The sequence below is a fragment of the Acidaminococcus sp. genome, assembly GCA_022482815.1.
GTDB lineage: Bacteria > Bacillota > Negativicutes > Acidaminococcales > Acidaminococcaceae > Acidaminococcus.
In genome coordinates this window covers 1008230-1024929 of sequence record JAKVOM010000001.1, presented here as the reverse complement: position 1 = coordinate 1024929, position 16700 = coordinate 1008230, and the positions used below count along the sequence as shown (strand labels likewise).

Genomic DNA, 16700 nt, shown 5'->3' with positions numbered 1-16700 from the left:
ACTCAAAGAGATTTGTCCTCCACTAACGTTCCATTGATATAAACCTGCACACTGGCATCCTGCCCGAGCGTTACAGACTGATGGAAGCGGGTACCGGGTTTCATGGACCCGGAATACAGCACACGAGAGCTGGTCGCATCAGAAGCGACTACTTTTACCTTTTTGGCATTACTGCCGGAACCTGGTACCGTGAAATCAATCGAATACGATTTCGGTGTACTGCTGCCGGAATTATTGCTATCGCTTTCCGAGGGCTGCGTTTTCTTAGGCTCCTCTTTTTTGCCCTTGGAAATGACCAGCGTAACCACGCCGCCTTTTGAAATCACCTCATCGGCAGCCGGTTCCGTACCGATAACGGTACCCTTCTCGGCATCATTTTCCTGTTCTTTGACAGCGCCTACACTCAGGCCCATAGATGCCAGGCGTTCCCGGGCCTCACTGACTTTCATACCGCTCAAAGAGGGCACCACGGTCTGTCCTTCACTGATATTCACAACAACGTCCACCTTCGTCCCAAGATCCACCTTAGATGAAGGTTTGACGCTCTGACTGAGTACAACACCCTGTGCCGTACCTTCCTTGTATTGTACGGTCACTTTGCCCAGGGACAACTTTACTTCATGGAGAAGAGCCGTGGCATCGGCGAGAGTTTTACCCTTCAAATCAGGAACTACGCCAGGCTCTGCACCCTTGCTGACAAAGAGCTGTATTTTCCGTCCCGCTTTCACGCGGGCATTGGCTCCCGGTTTTTGCTTGATGACTACGCCAGGTGTCACCTTGGAATCATACTGTTCCGTCAGCGTATAATCCAGGTTCTTTTCTTTCAGAATGGTTTCTGCCTCGACAATCGTCTTTCCTTCCACATTCGGTACCAGGATATCACCGCTGGAATAGCCGGCAATGCCGTAAATAATGCCGCACAAAACAATAATGGCCCCAATAAAAATGGCAATCCATTTTTTTGTCTTGGGCGGTTTCTTTTCTTCTCTCTCGTTCTGCTGATTTGAGGATTCTTCCACAGGCTGCGTGTCCGGATGCAAAATCCCATCCAGCATTTCGGTCTTACTGATGACCATGGTCTGCTGGCTCACGGGATTAGTTGCCTCACGATAGCCCCACTTATCCGGATCCGCCCCGTTTCTTGCTTCCTGCATCAGTCGTTCCTGCACATCATGCAAGTCGGCCAGGAAATCATCGTCATTGGCGTAGCGCAGCCGTGGATTCTTGGCCAGTGCCTTGGTGATGACATTGTCGAGATAATACGGAATATCCGGATCATAACGGCGTGCAGAAGGCGTCGACGATTCCAGATGCATCCTTGCCACCTCGATTGGCGTATTGCCGTCATAAGGAAGCTTACCGGTCAGCATTTCAAATAAAACGACACCCAGTGAGTACAAATCTGACTGCGGTGTCACTTCCTGACCGGCGGCTTGTTCCGGAGAAAGGTAATACACAGAACCCATGACATTTTTATCCGGCCCGTTCGAAGGCTGACCGTAAGCACGGGCAATGCCAAAATCAGTGATTTTCGCGACGCCCTTGGTGTCAATGAGGATATTCTGGCTCTTCACGTCACAATGGACAATGGAGTGATCATGAGCCTGCTTCAGAGCAGAAGCGATGCCTGTCGCATACCGCACAGCCGTCATGTAATCCAGGGGGCCATTTTCCTCGATGACTTCTTTCAAGGTTCGGCCGACCACGTATTCCATGACGATGTAATAAATGTTATGCTCGCTGCCGCAGTCGTAAATATTTACAATGTTAGGGTGCGAAAGGCCGGCCGCATTGCAGGCTTCCTGACGGAAACGAGCCACAAAATCTTTATCCTGAATAAATTGATCCCGCAGGATCTTGATACCAACATCGCGGTGCAGCACAATATCATAGCCGTGGAACACTTCGGCCATACCGCCGCCCCCGACCTTATCTATGATTTCATAGCGATGATTGAGGGTTATTCTTTCTTCCATTCCGCAGCCTCCAGATCAATAATGATGAAAGAGATGTTGTCATCCCCGCCGGCTGTCATGGCCGCGTTCATCAGGCCGTCGGCCAGTCGTTCCGGGTTAGAGTCTCCCATGATACGGGCAATCTCCGTTTCTGAAATCATATTCGTCAGACCGTCCGAACACAACAGGATTTTCTGAACTCCGCCCAGGAGGATTTCAAATGTATCGACTTCCACGGTCGGAGCCGCTCCGATGGCCCGGGTGATGACATGCTTTTGATCCGAAACATCAGCCTCTGCCTGTGTAATTTGCTTTTGACGGACAAGTTCCGCTACGTAGCTGTGGTCGCTCGTCAATTGGCGAAGCACGCCGTCCTGCCAGACGTACACCCGGCTGTCACCGACATGACCTACAAAGGCTTTGGTGCGGTCAGGAAGATACAATGCTGTCAGCGTTGTGCCCATGCCGCTCAAATTTTCTTTTTGCTGGGATAATTCCCATACCTTACGATTGATATTTTGAATGCTGCGTTCCAGAAAAGGAAGGATTTCTGATTTTTTGAGACCCGAAAAGTCCAGCCGCTTCAGCTGATTCACTGCCTCAAAGCTGGCAACTTCCCCGGCATCGGCGCCGCCCATTCCGTCAGCAATCGCATAAAAATCGGGCTCGCGTACAAGCGTCATGTCCTCATTATTCTTACGGACGTGACCCGTACTGGTCCTCATCACTGCTATCATGCTTTTGCCTCCTTCAGCATACTGGCCCGCAGCTGGCCGCAGGCCGCATTGATATCTTTACCCATTTCCCTGCGCACAGTCACATTGATGTGCCGCTTTTTCAAATACTGGAAAAAGCGGTCAACCTGTTTGTCCGAAGGCCGTGCAAAGCCCTTTTCCGGTACCGGATTGGCAGGAATCAGGTTCACAACACATTCCCGTCCGGTCAGCACATCGGCCAGTGCTTTGGCATCATCTTCGCTGTCGTTGACGCCAGCCAGGAGAATATATTCATACATCACCTGACGTCCGTTGCTGTGCTCATATTCATCGGCCGCAGCAATGGTCTCAGGGAAGGGATATTTATGGTTGATTGGCATAAGCCGATTGCGCAGTACTTCCGTCGCCGCATGCAGGGAAACTGCCAGATTGATGGTCCTGCCCTGCCGCGTCAGTTCCCGGATGCCCGGTACGACACCGCAGGTCGAAATCGTCATATTGCGGTATCCGATGCACTGTCCCCGGTCACTGTGCAGAATATCGAGCGCTTTCAGCACATTATCCAGGTTCAGCATCGGTTCCCCGCTGCCCATGATGACTACACGGCTGACGCGTTCCCCCTTCTGCTGCAGGATATGCTGAAAATAGTAAAGCTGAGCCAGAATTTCGGCTGGTTTCAGATTTCTGACGAACCCATGCAGTCCGCTGGCACAGAAAGCACAATTCATAGCGCAGCCCACCTGACTGGATAAACAGGCACTGTAGCCATAATCGTGGTGCATCAGCACAGTTTCCACAGAGGCCCCGTCAGAAAGTTCCAGCAGGACTTTATGCGTCAGTCCGTCAGTAGAACGATATTCTTTCAGAATCCTGACTTCTCCCGCCGCAATAGAATATTTTTCGGCTAGCAGCGCCCGGTCTTTTTTAGAAAGATTGCTCATTTCGTCAAACGTCACGGCTGATTTTTCATAAAGCCAGCGAAAAACCTGCTCGGCCCGAAATTTTTTAAAACCCAGGGCCATCAGTTCTTCCTGCAATTCAGGAAGAGTCAGGCCCATGATTTCTTTTTTAGTCATACCTTAATCCTCTTTTTGTTTCTCAAACAGACACAGGTAGAAACCGTCGATACCATCCCGCCAGGGCAGGATCTGCAGTTCCTCCAAGGGCGCTCCCGTTACAGGGTGCGGGAAGGAAGCTGACTTAAATTCCGGATGCGCCTTCAAAAAAGCTGCCCTTACTCGTGTATTTTCGTCCTGTTCCAGCGTACACGTACTATAAAGAAGCCGTCCGCCCGATTTGACATATCGGGCTGCATTATCCAGGATTTTTTTCTGCAGCGGAGGGAACTGGCTGAGATGTTTTTCTACCTTTGTCCAGCGAGCCTCCACCCGGCGGTTCAAAACACCGAGACCGGAGCAGGGAGCATCGACGAGCACTTTATCTGCCTGATTTTCCCATTCCGGCAAAAATACGGTACCATCTGCCTTCCTGGTGGAAAGGCAGGTAATCCCTAAACGCTCGGCATTTGCTCTCACAAGTTCCAATTTGTGATCATAGATATCCATGGCCACAAGTTTTCCCTGGTTCTGCATTTTTTGGGCCAGATGCGTCGCTTTGCCGCCCGGAGCGCTGCACAGATCCAGCACAGTTTCACCCGGCTTGGGAGCAAGTGCTGCCGCATCCAGCATGGAGCTTTCATCCTGAATATAGAGGCAAGTTCCGAAATCCTTCATAAGCTGTTCCAATGAAGGCAGTTTATGGCAGAGGAGTCCGTCCGGAGACCACTTGGAAAGTTCGGTTCCGATTCCGGCTTCCTGCAGTTTTTCCCGCAGGGCTTCCCGCGTCGTTTTCAGTGTATTGACACGCAGAGACAGCGGCGGCACCGTATTGTCGTAGCGGCAGAGCGCAATGGCTTCGTCCAGACCGAAGCGATACTTCCACCGGCGGACAAGCCACTCGGGGTGAAATTCTTCCAGGGCGATTCTCTCCAACAGATGCTCTTCCCCTTCAGGAAAATGCAGCTCACCCTTGACCCGTGAAAGCTGACGCAGAGAACCATTGACGAGACTGACACTATTTTCATTGACAAAATGCCGGCAGAGCTCGGCACTTTCGTTGACAGCCGCCGCATCGGGGATCCGGTCCAGATACAGAATCTGATAGGCACCCAGACGCAGCAGCGTCCTTAAGAGCGGCAGCATTTTCCAGAGAGGACGCTTTACGACTTTACCCAGATACCAGTCAAGCGTACCTGTAGTGCGCACCGTACCGTATACAAGTTCCGTTGCCAGTCTGCGGTCGACATTCGACAAGGAAGCCTGCTTCAGGCCCTTATTCAAGGCCAGATTGGCATAAGCTCCCTTGTGATAGATATCATGGAGAATAAAGAGCGCAGCTGCTCTCGGGTTGGTGGATTTATTCATGCTTGTCCTCTTCCAGAATAAACGAACGAATTTCTTCTTCAACGCGTTTCATGTCTACACATGTATTAAAACAAGGCCCGTTTGGCCGTTGGTTGAGCACTCCGATAACCGGCATAGGGAAAACGTCCTGGATACCGCTTGTCAGGTCGCGCTCACAAGCTACGGCCAGGATAGCCTTGGGGCGAACTTTTTTAACCGCCTGACGGGCCAGGGTGCCGCCCGTTACAATATAGACGTGGACACCGTACTTTTGGGACAGGCGAAGAAGATCGCCCACCCCGCAGCGCCCGCACTGATGACAGTTATGGATATCCCGTGTCACTTTAAAGGGACACGTATCCAGCTGCAGGCAATGAGGCGTCAGAATCATCAATTTGTCAGCCGGCACGCGAATATGCTGGCGGCGAACAAGGTGGTTGCTGACCTCAATAAAAGACTGCTCTACTTTACGTTTGGAAATATGCATGGCTTTGCCCAGAAAAATGGCAATCGGATAGATCAGGTTAATGACATTCCATGCCCAGAAATAGAAAAAGCGAATTGTCGGAAATCCCAAAATCGCCAGGACAATCCCGGCAATTCCGACAAAAAGGGCTACCGTAATAAATAATATCGCGCCGCCAATAATAGCTGGCAGCACTGGATGGATCTGAGCAAGCCCCGGCACCATGATGCGCCAGACGGCATAGCCCACAACCCCCATGAGCAGAGCTGACAGGGAAATAAGTACGATGAATAATCTCTTTTTAGGTCTGCTTACAATCATGTTACATCAAGAAAGGAGAACACCGGCAGAAACCTGATTGCCATTGACAAACTGGGTTGCCGCCATTTTCCTTTTCCCCTCCGGCTGGCATTCCACGATTTCCAGCACGCCCGTACCGCAGGCTACTAAAAATCCTTTGGAATCGGCTTGAAGAACTGTTCCCGGTACCGCCTTTCCGGAAACATCCGTGCGGACACGGCTTTTCCATATTTTAAGACGCTTGCCGTCAGGCAGCAGCGTGTAAGATCCCGGCCAGGGATTAAAAGCGCGGATCTGATTATGCAGGGCATCGGCCGTATTCTGCCACTGCAGCTTTTCCATTTCCCGCGTAATCAACGTGGCATAAGTAGCTTCCGCTTCGTTCTGTGCCTGGGCTTTAACGGTTCCCTGCGCCAGGCCATCTATCGTTTCAAGAAGCAGGGCCGCTCCCTTTTCCTTCAGCACATCATGAAGTTCACCCTGGGTCATTTCCGGTCCGATGGGTGTGCTGACTTTGGCCAGCATAGCACCGGTATCCATACCGACATCCATCTGCATAATGGTGACACCGGCTTCTTTTTCACCCTTTAAAATGGCGTAATGAATCGGTGCTGCACCCCGATATTTTGGAAGCAGCGAAGCATGCACATTGATGCAGCCATATTTAGGAAGCTCAAGGAGACGCTTGGGTAAAAATTGTCCGAAAGCCGCCACCACAATGAGGTCCGGAGCATAAGCCTTCACCTGGGCAAGGAAAGATTCAGTTTTAACCTTTTCCGGCTGGAGTACCGGCAGATTTTGAGAAAGTGCGTATTCCTTGACTGCCGACATCATCAGCTTATGCCCCCGCCCTTTCGGACGATCGGGCTGCGTAACCACGGCAAGAATTTCATGACGCCCCGATTCCACCAAAGCCTGCAGGCTAGCCTTGGCAAATTCAGGAGTTCCCATAAAGATGATTCTCATATTATTCTTCCTTCCGTTTCGGAGTCAGGCTGATGGCTTTATCGATGAAAAGAATGCCATCGAGGTGATCACATTCGTGCTGCAGTGCCCGGGCCAGAAGGCCATGAGCTTCCAGCTTCCAATGAGTTCCTTTGCTGTCCTGAAAAATGCAGGTCACTTCCGCGGCCCGCTTAACCTCGCCTTCATACTCATCCACACTGAGGCAGCCTTCCGTATCGATGGCTTCTCCTTTAAAATCACTGAGTACAGGGTTAACGAATTCACGGATGCCGGCACCATCGCCCGCATCAATGACAACCATACGCTTTTTGAGGCCGATCTGCGGAGCGGCAAGGCCGCATCCGTTAGCTGCATACATGGTCTCTGCCATATTCTTTAATGTTTTTTGAAGCTTTTTATCAAAGCGGGTAACCGGTTCAGCAGTTTCGCGCAAAATCGGTGCTCCCACCTTTACAATTTTTAAAAGTGACATAATCTTACTCCTTTACAAATTTACCCTTCATTTTACCACAGGACAGATATAGAATGCACGTTTTTGGGAAGAAAAGGGCGGCTCTCGTTCAGGAATATCAAACCGCCAGCAGGCTGCCCACTCGTAGGGACAAAATTTCCGAAAGAATTTTGCGCTGAACTTACAGAAGCGGATTCCTGAATTCAAGCTAAATGCTAAGAGCATGCTTCCGGTTTGATTTTATTCCGGCCGCCGGGCCGTACCGTGATGCTGGCAAGGCTGAAGGCGATAAGCCAAAAGCGCCTTTGATATTTTTTGTCGGCTAACAACTGCCTTATGGTACACAAACGGGGCCGCCGCAGTATGCGGCAGCCCCGTTTTTCAGATTACACTGATTGGGTCCACATCAAAATATACATTCGGCAGATTGATGAATTCGGACTTTCTGATCCAGTCTTTCACCGGTTTCATGCTGCGGCTTTTCAGCAGGATATTTACCCGCCAGATATGGTTAATAACCGGAACAATAGCCGGGAACGGGCCCAGAATTTCGAGCTCATATTTTGTCTCCAACTGCCAGGCCTGCAGGCCGTTCACAACCCGCTGGGCTGTTTCAAGAGCTTCCTCCTGATTCTTACCTGTCACCACGACTTTGAGCAGCATCGTGAAGGGCGGATAATGAAGCTGTTTCCTTTGTTCCAGTTCCTGTGCGGCAAAAGTCACATAATCCTGATCGGCAGCCAGTTTCAGGATAGGATTGTCTGCATCGTAGGCCTGAAAAATGACGCGGCCCGGTTTCGTACCCCTGCCGGCCCGTCCCGCTGCCTGTGTAAGCAGGGCAAAACAGCGTTCCCCGCTGCGAAAATCAGGCAGATTGAGCTGTGAATCGGCTGATAAGATACCCACAAGCGTCACATTAGGAATATCATGTCCCTTTGCCACCATCTGGGTTCCAAGAAGCACATTATATTCCTGACTGCGGAAAGCCCGCAGAATTTTTTCGTGAGAAAATTTACGCGCCGTCGAGTCCTGATCCATGCGCAGAGGTTTAACTCCTTCACACAGTGCGGCAATCTCTGCTTCGGCCTTTTCCGTCCCCGTTCCGAAGAAGCGAATCCGTTTGCTGCCGCATTTCGGGCAAACAGTCGGAACAGGTTCCGTATGGCCGCAGTAATGACAGACGAGCATCTGCTGTTTGGCATGGTATACCAGGGATACAGCACAATTCGGGCACTGAATCGATTCCCCGCAGTCACGGCACATGACAAAAGTGGAAAAACCGCGGCGGTTCAGCAGGATAATAGCCTGCTCCCCATTTTTTATCGTCGTTTCCAGAGCTTCACGCAACTCATCGGAAAAAACAGACCGATTCCCGTGCTGCAGCTCCTCGCGCATATCGACGATGGAAACCTGTGGCAGATGCGATCCGCTGTGAGCGCGGTGAGTCATGACAAGTTCAGTATATCGGCCCTGCCTGGTCATTTCATAAGATTCAAGATCCGGCGTAGCGCTGCCCAGCACAACGGGAATCTGGTAGTGGCTGGCCCGCACCTGGGCCACCAGACGGGCATGGTAGCCCGGCCGTTCCTCCTGCTTATAAGTTCCCTCGTGTTCCTCATCGAGGATAATCAGCCCGAGCTTATGAAAAGAACAAAAGACAGCCGACCGGACTCCGATGAGAACCCGTGCCGATCCGGAGCGCATGCGCTCCCAGACATCGGCACGTTCACTGGCAGAAAGGCGGGAATGTGCCACGGCAACAATATCTCCAAACCAAGCTTTGAAACGTTTTACGATTTGTCCCGTCAGCGCGATTTCCGGCACCAGGACCATGACCTGCCCGCCTGCGCGCAGCACCTTGTCCGTGAGCCTCAGATACACTTCTGTCTTGCCGCTTCCCGTAACACCACGCAGCAAAAAAGTGCGGAACCGATGCTTCTGACGTTCTGCCTCGACCGCGTCGACAGCGGCCTGCTGTTCTTCAGTAAGCGTCATAGTCTCCTTGGTTCCCTGCCAATCGTCATAACTGTCCCGCAGGACGCGCCGCTTTCCTTCAGCGAGCCAGCCTTTTTGAATCAGCGAATGCAGCACGGCTGCGGAAATACCCTGTTTTTCCACGTCCCGGGCCGAAGTTTCTTCTCCGTTTTGCAGCAGTGAAAGTGCTGCCTTCTGACTCTTACCCCGAATGCCGCCTTCCTGCAGCGCTTTGTACCCTTCCGGCAGGATTTTGACTGTACGTTCCCACTTTTCTTTGATCTTGTAGGTCACTTCATAATCAAGGCTTACAAACTGTTTTGTAATCAGTCCTTTCAAGGCCTTCTCGCCTTCATCCAGACGGGCAATTTCTTTGCGGGTTTTCGGTCCCTTGATGGCAATATACGTATAGAGGGCCCGCTCCGATTCCGTCAGCGGACCCTCTTTGTCGGGAACGGCACGGTAGCGCCCGATGGCGGCTACAGTGCGTTTACCCGGAATAAATAGCCGTAAAGCTTCAGCCAAAGAACAAAGATAATACTGCGACAGCCAATGCGCTGTAGCGAGCATTTCCGCATCGAACCACGGCTGCGTCCCAATAACATCGGCAATATCTTTGATGTCCAGGGACAAATCCACGTTCCGATCTTCCTCGACGATAAAGCCCTCCAGCATCTGTCTGCCAAAAGGAACCACAACCCGCCAGCCTTCGCCCAGGAAATCCAGCGTCTCAGGAACGCGGTAGGTAAACTGTCGAAAAAGATTTTTTGCCGGCAGATTGATGGCTACTTTTGCATATTTCATCTTAATGCTGTGCTTTCTTCAATGCTTCCTTCAGGACTTCCACCTTGTCCAGATGTTCCCAGGGCAGATCGATGTCAGTACGGCCAAAATGCCCGTAAGCAGCAGTCTGCTTGTAAATCGGGCGTCTCAGATTCAAGGTCTTGATGATACCTGCCGGTGTCAAAGAGAAGTTCTTTTCAATGAGGGAAACGATTTCTTCATCAGAGAGCTTGCCGGTACCGTAAGTATTGACACTGATAGAAACCGGACGAGCTACCCCGATGGCATAAGCGAGCTGAATTTCGCAGCGCTTTGCAATACCAGCTGCTACGATGTTTTTAGCTACGTAGCGGGCAGCATAAGCAGCACTGCGGTCAACCTTCGTAGGATCCTTGCCGGAGAAAGCACCACCGCCATGACGTGCCATACCACCGTAGGTATCAACAATAATCTTACGGCCGGTCAGACCGGAATCACCCTGCGGTCCGCCGATAACAAAACGGCCCGTCGGATTGATATGGTACTTTGTATTGGCATCCAGCAGGTTAGCCGGCACAATCGGTTTAATAACCTGTTCGATAATGTCCTTGCGCAGTTGTTCCTGGGTAACACTTTCACTGTGCTGAGCAGAAACGACAATGGTATCAACGCGGACAGGCTTATCATCATCGTATTCGACCGTCACCTGGGTCTTGCCGTCGGGGCGGAGATAATCCAGCGTCCCGTTCTTACGGACTTCAGCCAGACGGCGTGCCAGCTTATGAGCCAGAGAAATTGGCAGCGGCATGTATTCCGGAGTTTCATCCGTTGCATAGCCAAACATCATACCCTGATCGCCGGCACCAATCTGTTCTTCATCATCCTTATTGCCCTGCTTAGCTTCATCGGATTCATTGACACCCTGAGCGATATCAGGGGACTGTTCATCCAAAGAAATGAGCACACCGCAGGTATAGCCGTCAAAACCATACTTTGCACGGTCATAGCCGATATCAATAACTGTCTGACGGGCAATCTTATTGATATCGACATAGCAGTCGGTAGAAATTTCGCCTACAATATGAATTTGGCCGGTAGCTACCAGCGTTTCACAGGCCACACGGGCATGCGGATCTTTTTCCAGAATAGCATCCAGTATGGCATCCGAAATCTGATCCGCAATTTTATCAGGATGACCTTCTGTTACGGATTCAGAAGTAAAAAATTTTTTCATGGCTCCTCCTCAAGATAACAAAAAAAATACTCTCACGAAATGAGAGCACCTATCAACTCTCATCTCACAACAAAAAACATTGCAGGATTTAGCACCGTTGGTCATACGGCCATGGTTGCTGTAGGTTCACAGGGCCATTCCCTCCCCTACTCTTGATGAGCATATTCAGTTGTGACATCTAATTATACTGAATATATTTAAAAATTACAAGAGGGCACTTCGAAGAAAGCAGACAACATGACAGCCTACAAAAAAGCAGTCAGCCGCGACACTTCGCCTGGCGGCTGGCTATGATGCGAAAAGAAGGGGCTGTGAAATAACGTGTGCATTATTTCACAGCCCCTTGTCGCTTTCCGCCGTCCGCAGTCCGCCCGTGGAAGCAAAATGACCAGGGCATTTTGCTCTGAACATATAAAAATAAAACCTGAAATTCAGGGTAACTGCTAAATTTCAGGTTTTATATCATATTTTACTTGAAGCAAAAGCTTTCACACACTGCTGCAGACGAGGCTATATGCCATAGGCCAAAAGGCAAATGCGCTTTTTATTTTTTACAGCCCCTTTTTACTGGTCGCTGGCAGCGAGCCGCAACTTTAATAATGCACGACGTCTGTTGTTTTTTTAATCTTTGCGATAATCGGCTTAGCCTCCTCGCTCCGGAGGAAGTTCCAGGTCGTTTCAGGAACCATTTGCTTCACCGTCTCCCAGTCATCGTCATGGATAGCTTTTCGGACCGTCGATGCACTGACGATTTCTCCATTGACCGTCTGATTACGCGCAATAATGCGGCAGGCAATACCTGCCTCCGGCAGTCTCTGTGCCATAATTTCGTTATATCGTTTTGTCACAGTACTGGTCGGTTCCTCGCCGACGTAACGCACGGAAATGCCAAGTCGTGCCGCGATTTGCACAAACACGGCTAAATCCAGGTTAGCGTGACTTTCAATGACAGCCATGTCGTCCTTCTGGAAATAGCTTGGGAACGTAGCATTGCTGATGATATAGGGACCACTGTCGTGGTAGACCAGATTCTTCAAATCCGCCGTACCTTCCAGGATCAATTTTTTGCGCACGGCATACGGAAATAAGCTGGCATCTTCGCTGACCATGAAAAGATGCACCCAGTCATTTTCCCGGGCCGCCGTTTCCACGAGATAACGGTGTCCCAGGGTAAATGGGTTGGCGTTCATGACAATGGCAGCAATGCGGGCTCCGGACACCTTTTGGGATTCCAGATTTTCCAGATAGTGCTCAAAGCCATCTTTTTCCTTTTCCATGAAAACAACCTGGCCTTCGACCCGTGCTACTTCATGGAATCCCAGATCCCGGAAAAACTTAGCAGAAGAACATTTGGTGTAGAGGAAAAGACGAACGTACCCGCGGTCGTATTCGTACTGAATCAGATGAGATACGATTTCATTCATGAGTGCTTCGCCCTGGTGCTCATGGCTGACTGCAAAGCAGCGCAGCGTATTTCCAAAGCAGCTTCCCGTGGCAATCGCATTATAATCTTCGTCAAACATAACGCAGGTATAGTCCAAGTTCGGATCAAGCCGGATTCCTTCCTGGTGCAGCAGCGCCTCGACTTGTTCCATAGTGCGTTTGTCGCCCGGATAGACCGGACTGATCTGATAATCTGACATACTCTGCTCCTCTTATTTCATAACAACTAATTCATATTGACGGGTGCCAAGTCCAATCTTTTCGGCATGCTCCAAGGTAGTCTGCCAATCAATCCGCGGGTTGCTGTCAAGGAAATGATCATGATGGCACTTCCAATCCGGTTTTGCCAGGTTGTCAGAAAGCTGACTGTTTGGCAGCGGAGAAGCTTTCAGGCAGGCATCGGCACAGGCCTGATCCAGTGCCACCGGATCAAAAGAAGCAAACATGCCGATATTCGGCAGAATCGGGGCATCATTTTCACCATGGCAGTCACAGTTCGGGGATACGTCGACAATCAGATTGATATAGAAGCAAGGCCGTCCGTCACAAACCGCCTTGGCATATTCAGCCATCTTGCGGTCCAGCTGTTCGTTGGCGTCCCACTGCACATTGCTGATGGCATCAAATGCACAAGCGCCGATACAGCGGCCGCAGCCCTTGCAGAGATTTTCGTCGATATGCGCTTTGTTATTGATATAACTGATGGCGTCGGAACCGCATTCCTTGGCGCAGCGGCGGCAGCCACGGCACTTGGATTCATCTACAACGGGTTTTCCGGAAGAATGCTGCTCCATCTTGCCGGCACGGCTCCCACAGCCCATACCGATATTTTTAATGGCACCGCCGAAGCCAGTCGCTTCATGTCCCTTGAAATGAGCCAGACTGATAAATACATCAGCGTCCATGACAGCACGCCCGATTTTGGCTGTCTTGATGTATTCCCCGCCCTTTACGGGGACTTCCACTTCATCAGTACCGCGCAGGCCGTCGCCGATGATAATCTGGCAGCCGGTTGTTGTCATATTATAGCCGTTCATGGCCGCGCAGTATAAATGGTCCAGTGCATTTTTACGGCTGCCCGGATAAAGGGTATTGCAGTCTGTCAGGAAAGGCATGCCCCCAAATTCCTTGACAAGGTCAGCAACCGCTTTTACATACTGCGGACGCAGGGACGCCAGGTTGCCCAATTCTCCAAAATGCATCTTGATGGCCGTGAATTTTCCTTCAAAATCAATATTCTTCATGCCGGCAAAGCGGCACAGCTTCTGCAGTTTCTGAGGCAGACTGGTTCCCACGGGAACACGAAAATCCGTCATATATACTTTTGCTTTTTCCATAGTTATCCCCTCCGTACCATGTTGAAATAAAGGAAAACGCGCCTTTAAACAAGGTGCGTTTTTCGGCTCTATGTACTCTTTTCATTGTATCATATGCAGGCACTATTTCACACAAATTTCACACAAAGCAATAGATAAATTGATCTGCCGCATCTAGTATGCCGCGCACATTTTAAGATAAAACAGCAGACGGCCGTCATGCTGCCATGAGGATAAATTCTCGCACAGATTCAAATTGGTACGACAGCCCTTCAGCTCAGCTTTATCTGATTTTCATATACCACAGGCTTACCAATGATGCGGCCGTCCACAAAACGGCCATGGCAGTCACTGCCGCCGCTGATCAGTTTATGGTGGCTCCGGCAGTACTCGACAAGAGCTGCTGTGTCTTCCGCATTATGCGCCGTGTGATAGCACTCAAACCCATCCAGGGATTTTCCCCCGACTTCCCTTAACGTCTCCTGAAGGCCCGGCCCATGAAAATGACTGGCCGGATGCGCAAGAAGTGCCTTGCCTCCGGCCTCATGAATCACGGCAACCGTTTCCTCGATAGTCGGAAAGGTCGGAAAATCAAGACCCCGTTCCTTGACAAAGATACGGGAAAAGAAGTCCTTTACGTCTTTGCAGAGCCCTTTGTCGACCAGATAACATAAGGCTTTAAAGCCCCCTCTTGCCGGGTCGTACTGATAGGCGCGGTATTCCTCCACGGATACCGGCCACCCTTCCTGGGCAAGAGTGCCTATGGCAGCGTCATCGCAGTCATCGAGGAGCTTCGTGTTATAAGCCAGGTGTTCCAGCAAATGCTTATTTTCCACATCAAAGTCATAGCCCAAAATGTGAAAACAATGACCGCGAAATGTGCTGCAGATTTCAACACCGGTCCTGCACTGAATTCCTTCCCTCCGGGCTGCTTCCTGTGCACGCGCCACGCTGGCAACCGAATCATGATCCGTAATAGCCATCAGGCCAAGCCCTGCTTTCGCGGCAGCCGTCACGGCTTGTTCCGGTGTCCAGCTGCCGTCAGAAGCAACGGTATGAATATGCAGGTCAACGCGTTTTTCCATAACTTTTGCCATCCTCAATGATGATATTTTTCTTTTCGCATAATCTTGAAGGCCCGATAAATCTGTTCCAACAAGAGAATCCGAATCATTTGATGGGTAAAGGTGAGCGGAGAAAAGGACCAGCGAAAATCGGCCCTTTTTCTCAGTTCATCCGTATATCCGAAAGGTCCTCCGATGACGAACGTCAGATGACTGACGCCGCCTACCATCAGTGACTCCATTTTTTCCGCAAGCGCCGGAGAAGTAATCTCCTTACCCTTAAGATCAAGCAAAATCACGTAAGAATGGTCGGGAATGATTTTGAGCAGCCGCTCCGTTTCCTTGCGGAGAATCTGCTGCGCCTCTGCGGGAGACGCATTGTCAGGCATCTTCTCTTCATTAATCACAGAAATTTCAAGCTGGCAGTAAGCTCCCAGGCGCTTCCGAAATTCCGCTTCCGCGGCTTTTAAATAATCTTCTTTCAGCTTGCCGACACAGGCAAGCGTAATCTTAATCATTGGTAGTCCTTGGCATTTCAGTCAGCGTCACCGTAATATCAGTTTCCGTATCACCACGCAGTACCGTAACCGACACCTGCTGACCAATCTTGCATTCATTCAAAGCTTCTCTCAAATCGGCCACAGACTTGACAGCTTTGCCATTAAACTTTGTAATAATGTCATTAGGTCTGATACCAGCCTTGTAGGCAGGACCATTCTGAAACAATTTGGCTACAAAGAGTCCACCTCTCAGGTCAAGCCCGATACCGAAACGTCTTGCCGTATCTTCATCGATCAGGCTGACTCCCAGATAAGGACGAGCGACACGGCCATTCTTGGCCAGCTCTTCCAAGATTGGTTTAGCTTCGTTGATAGGAATGGCAAATCCAATGCCTTCTACACCGCTTGCCGCAATCTTGGCACTGTTGATGCCAATGACCTGACCATCTGCGTTAACAAGCGCCCCGCCGGAGTTACCGGGGTTGATGGCTGCGTCCGTCTGAATCAGTTTGAAACGACGCTCGCCTACATCCACAGAACGGTTCAATGCACTGATTACGCCGGCAGTAACGGTACCACGGAATTCCATGCCGAGCGGGTTGCCGATAGCGATGGCCGGTTCGCCGACCATAAGTGAATCGGAATCGCCAAATTCTGCGACCGTGAGCGGTTCCTTGGCATCGATTTTTACTACGGCCAGGTCGGTCGTCGAGTCACGGCCCAGTACTTTCCCATTGTAGGTCGTCCCGTCGGACAGGCTGACAACGATTTCCTGAGCACCCTCCACCACATGGTTATTCGTAGCGATGAGCCCGTCCTTGCTGTAAATAACACCGGAACCAGATCCCTTTTCTACCATCTGGGTACGGTTAAAATAATCCCGAACCAGGGCTTTATTAGTAATACCGACAACAGCGGGTCCTACTTTTTTAGCTGCCTGCACGATAGCTGTATTACGGGCTGCGCTCATCTTCTTTTCTGCCTGCTGCATCTGTTCCTGCTGCTGTGCAACTTCTTTTGACGGCTGAGTATTTTCTGTTTTAGCCTTACCGGCAGAACTGCAGCCTGTCGTAATAAAGCTCATTGTAAAAGACATGGCCAGGAGAGCGGCCATCGTTTTCTTGACAATTGCCTGTTTCATAGTATCCACT

14 protein-coding genes and 1 riboswitch are annotated in these 16700 nt (G+C 50.6%); all 14 genes read right to left on the bottom strand.

Annotated elements, in window-relative coordinates; all coding sequences use genetic code 11:
• Positions 1 to 2 precede the first annotated feature (2 nt).
• Entirely contained in the window at positions 3 to 1976 is a 1974-nt protein-coding gene (pknB, locus tag LKE33_04520; protein ID MCH3950192.1) for a Stk1 family PASTA domain-containing Ser/Thr kinase, read from the bottom strand.
• A complete protein-coding gene (locus LKE33_04515) occupies positions 1961 to 2692 on the bottom strand; it encodes a Stp1/IreP family PP2C-type Ser/Thr phosphatase (GenBank protein ID MCH3950191.1) in 732 nt (243 codons plus the stop codon). The genes pknB and LKE33_04515 overlap by 16 nt, the downstream gene beginning before the upstream one ends.
• Positions 2689 to 3747, bottom strand: a complete 1059-nt coding sequence (gene rlmN / locus LKE33_04510) for a 23S rRNA (adenine(2503)-C(2))-methyltransferase RlmN (GenBank protein ID MCH3950190.1) — start codon at positions 3745 to 3747, stop codon at positions 2689 to 2691. The genes LKE33_04515 and rlmN overlap by 4 nt, the downstream gene beginning before the upstream one ends.
• Before the next feature lie 3 nt (positions 3748 to 3750).
• Positions 3751 to 5094 carry a 16S rRNA (cytosine(967)-C(5))-methyltransferase RsmB gene (gene rsmB / locus LKE33_04505; protein ID MCH3950189.1) on the bottom strand — a complete coding sequence of 448 codons (1344 nt, stop codon included), beginning with the start codon at positions 5092 to 5094 and terminating at the stop codon, positions 3751 to 3753.
• Positions 5087 to 5860, bottom strand: coding sequence for a DUF116 domain-containing protein (locus LKE33_04500; protein MCH3950188.1), 774 nt, complete (start codon positions 5858 to 5860; stop codon positions 5087 to 5089). Before LKE33_04500 ends, rsmB begins: the two co-directional genes overlap by 8 nt.
• 6 nt (positions 5861 to 5866) lie before the next feature.
• Positions 5867 to 6805, bottom strand: coding sequence for a methionyl-tRNA formyltransferase (fmt, locus tag LKE33_04495; protein ID MCH3950187.1), 939 nt, complete (start codon positions 6803 to 6805; stop codon positions 5867 to 5869).
• Between the two features lies 1 nt (position 6806).
• Positions 6807 to 7277 carry a peptide deformylase gene (gene def / locus LKE33_04490; GenBank protein ID MCH3950186.1) on the bottom strand — a complete coding sequence of 157 codons (471 nt, stop codon included), beginning with the start codon at positions 7275 to 7277 and terminating at the stop codon, positions 6807 to 6809.
• 360 nt (positions 7278 to 7637) lie between these two features.
• On the bottom strand, positions 7638 to 10034 hold the full coding sequence (priA, locus tag LKE33_04485) for a primosomal protein N' (protein MCH3950185.1): 2397 nt from the start codon (positions 10032 to 10034) through the stop codon (positions 7638 to 7640).
• 1 nt (position 10035) lies between these two features.
• Positions 10036 to 11226, bottom strand: coding sequence for a methionine adenosyltransferase (gene metK, locus LKE33_04480; protein ID MCH3950184.1), 1191 nt, complete (start codon positions 11224 to 11226; stop codon positions 10036 to 10038).
• A 56-nt stretch (positions 11227 to 11282) separates the two neighbouring features.
• Positions 11283 to 11388, bottom strand: a riboswitch (SAM riboswitch).
• Positions 11389 to 11819: 431 nt separating this feature from the next.
• A complete protein-coding gene (citC, locus tag LKE33_04475) occupies positions 11820 to 12869 on the bottom strand; it encodes a [citrate (pro-3S)-lyase] ligase (protein MCH3950183.1) in 1050 nt (349 codons plus the stop codon).
• A 12-nt stretch (positions 12870 to 12881) separates the two neighbouring features.
• Positions 12882 to 14006, bottom strand: coding sequence for a DUF362 domain-containing protein (locus LKE33_04470; GenBank protein ID MCH3950182.1), 1125 nt, complete (start codon positions 14004 to 14006; stop codon positions 12882 to 12884).
• A 251-nt stretch (positions 14007 to 14257) separates the two neighbouring features.
• Positions 14258 to 15070 (bottom strand): PHP domain-containing protein, encoded by an 813-nt coding sequence (locus tag LKE33_04465; protein ID MCH3950181.1) that lies wholly within the window; start codon positions 15068 to 15070, stop codon positions 14258 to 14260.
• Between the two features lie 14 nt (positions 15071 to 15084).
• Complete coding sequence (gene rlmH / locus LKE33_04460) at positions 15085 to 15567, bottom strand: 23S rRNA (pseudouridine(1915)-N(3))-methyltransferase RlmH (GenBank protein ID MCH3950180.1); 483 nt, start codon at positions 15565 to 15567, stop codon at positions 15085 to 15087.
• Positions 15560 to 16690, bottom strand: a complete 1131-nt coding sequence (locus tag LKE33_04455) for a trypsin-like peptidase domain-containing protein (GenBank protein ID MCH3950179.1) — start codon at positions 16688 to 16690, stop codon at positions 15560 to 15562. The genes rlmH and LKE33_04455 overlap by 8 nt, the downstream gene beginning before the upstream one ends.
• Positions 16691 to 16700 lie beyond the last annotated feature (10 nt).